Consider the following 2,396-nt stretch of genomic DNA (forward strand, 5'->3'; position numbering starts at 1 on the left):
AATAACCACTTGACCACCGCTGTTGCTTTGCTGGGTATTGGCGTTTTTACGGTGCTCTACCTGCTGCAATCTTCATAGACCGCCCGCTAAGCCGACGGCTGAGGATCCCGACAGGCGGCCAGGATGGCCTGGGCGGCCAGATGGCCGGAGAGGGTGGCCCCTTCCATGCTGTCGATGTAGTCTTGGGCGGTGTAGCTGCCGGCAAAGAAGAAGTTGGGCACAGGGGTCTTCTGCTGCGGGCGATAGGGATCCATGCCCGGCGCTTCTCGGTAGAGGGAGTGGGCCAGCTTGACCACGCTGTACCAGGTCAGGTTCAGTTGCCGCGAGGAGGGGAAGAGCTCGTGCACTTGGTGCAGCACGTGCTGGGCAATCTGCTCGTTGGGCATGGAGATGAAGGGATCCCCCGGCGTAAGCACGCATTGCAGCAGGGATCCCTGGCCGGGCTTGTAGTAATCGGCGGGGCTGGTGAGGGCGAGATCAGCAAAGCAGGAGAAATCGGCATCGGCGGTGTAGAGGAGGTTATCGATGCCAAGCGGCTGCGGGTGGTCGGCGGCGCGTTTGGCCCGGCCCTTCAGCTCCGTCACCCAGCCATCGAAGCGCAATTGCACCGTTGCCACAGGTACGGATTCCAACTTGTAGAGGTTGTCGAACTGGGGCCACTGCCGCCACACCTGTGGGATCAGCCGTTTGGCACCCTCCACGGCTGTTGCACACACATACACATCTGCTTCTACCCGCTCGCCATTGGCCAAGACCAAGCCGGTTACCGCGTAGGGAGGGGAGTCGTTGACTTCGATGCGGCTGACTCCCCGGCGGGTGTAAACCTGACCGCCGCGGGCTTGCAGGTAGCGGACAATGGGCTGGGTAAGGTAATTGTCCGGGGATCCCTTGAGGAGGTTGAGCTTGGAGGCGTCTGTTTTGCTGGCAAACATCTGAAAAATGGTCAGCATGCAGCGGGCGGAAATCTGCTCCGTATCGATGAAGCCCAGGGCATAGGCAATCGGGTTCCACATCCGCTTCAAGCTAGCCTCGGATCCGCCGTGGCGGCGGAACCACTCGGCAAAGCTCAGCCGATCCAAGGCGCGAATCTGCCGCATTGCCCCTTCGTAGTCCAGCAGGCCACGAATCAGAGGGCTGGTGCCCAGCGCTAGGGCGTTGCGCAGTTTATCGGCCCAGGAGAGCTGCTCTGTCGTGAAGAAGGCCTTGAGGCCGTTGAAGGGCGCCCCCAGGGGAAAGCGAAAATCGAGGCTGCCCGTGTGCCCGCCGCGGTTGACAAAGGTGTGGATGTGCTGCTTAGGCAACAGGTTCTCGTAGGCCCCCACCTTCTTCATCAGGGCAAACAAGTTGCTGTAGTTGCAGAAAAAAACATGGAGGCCCATCTCGATGTGGTTGCCCTCGGCATCCTGCCAGGAGCCCACCTTGCCGCCCACAAAGGGCCGCGCCTCGTAGATCTGCACCTGGTGCCCCGCTTCCGCCAAATCAACCCCTGTGACCAAGCCGGCCAACCCTGCTCCGATAATGGCTACCCGCATCGTGATCCCCTCAAATGAGCCCCGCCAGGGGCTGACGCAACTGCAAAGAAAGATAAACTTCTCTCATTCTGGAACAGGGATCCCTGGCTTGACAAACGACCGCAAAACTTGCCATGATAGATGTCCCATGCGGATGTAGCTCAGTGGTAGAGCTTCTCGTTGCCAACGAGACGGTCGCGCGTTCGAATCGCGTCATCCGCTTTTTGGACCCTCACCCCCGTCCCCTCTCCCTCCGGGAGAGGGGAGTTGTTAGCGCTTGTAGAAGGTCTCCAGGCTGTGGCGGTCGCCCACAAAGCGCCAGTGCCAGGGTTCGTAACTCACCCCCTGTGGGTTGCCGCGGGGAAAGGACAGCTCAAAGCCAAAGCGAGCAGCATTCTTCTCCAGCCAGCGGAAGGCAGGGGTGGTCTCAAAGGCCTCCTGGGTATCCCATTGAGGGAACTGGGCATCGCCAATGTCGATGGCATAGCCCGTGTGATGCTCGCTGTAGCCAGGGGGAGCGCTGAGCGCCGCCCGTTCTTCCGGTCGCAAGGCCCGCGATTGGGCCACCTGAAAAAACAAAAACTCCTGCTCCGCTATCGAGCGAAACCCAGAGATAGGGACGAGGCGGATCCCGTCGGCTTGGGCTGCTGCGCTCATGCGCAGGTAGCTCTCGGCAGCCGCCTGGCGCAGGCGCACCTCTCGACCGTGGTAGTGGCCCACCACCTGCAAGCTCTCCGGTGGAGCTTCTGCATAGGCGTAGTGCCCCAGCACAGAGACCCGTCTATCCTGCTCAGTTGACTGCGCCAGAGGGGGCTGACTGGCTTCTTCCAGAACTGGGGGATCCGCTACTTGCTGGGATCCAGGTAACTGATCTATCCCCCAACC

At 60.9% G+C, this 2,396-nt stretch carries 2 protein-coding genes and 1 tRNA gene; 1 reads left to right on the forward strand and 2 read right to left on the reverse strand.

Going from position 1 to position 2,396, the window contains the following annotated elements; all coding sequences use genetic code 11:
- Positions 1-86 precede the first annotated feature (86 nt).
- Positions 87-1,532, reverse strand: a complete 1,446-nt coding sequence (zds, locus tag NW863_RS12340; RefSeq protein ID WP_414366707.1) for a 9,9'-di-cis-zeta-carotene desaturase — start codon at positions 1,530-1,532, stop codon at positions 87-89.
- A gap of 129 nt (positions 1,533-1,661) precedes the next feature.
- Between zds and NW863_RS12345 the strand changes: the two genes are divergently transcribed.
- A tRNA-Gly gene (locus NW863_RS12345) sits at positions 1,662-1,733 on the forward strand.
- A 48-nt stretch (positions 1,734-1,781) separates the two neighbouring features.
- On the opposite strand, the gene NW863_RS12350 is transcribed toward NW863_RS12345, so the two are convergent.
- The coding region (locus NW863_RS12350) for a D-alanyl-D-alanine carboxypeptidase family protein (RefSeq protein ID WP_414366708.1) at positions 1,782-2,396 on the reverse strand (615 nt) is incomplete at its 5' end.

The organism is Synechococcus sp. B60.1, assembly GCF_047462555.1.
GTDB lineage: Bacteria > Cyanobacteriota > Cyanobacteriia > Thermostichales > Thermostichaceae > Thermostichus.

Excerpts from the sequence above, each read along its gene's own strand:
- zds (WP_414366707.1), bottom strand. The coding sequence starts at position 1,532 with ATGCGGGTAGCCATTATCGGAGCAGGGTTGGCCGGCTTGGTCACAGGG.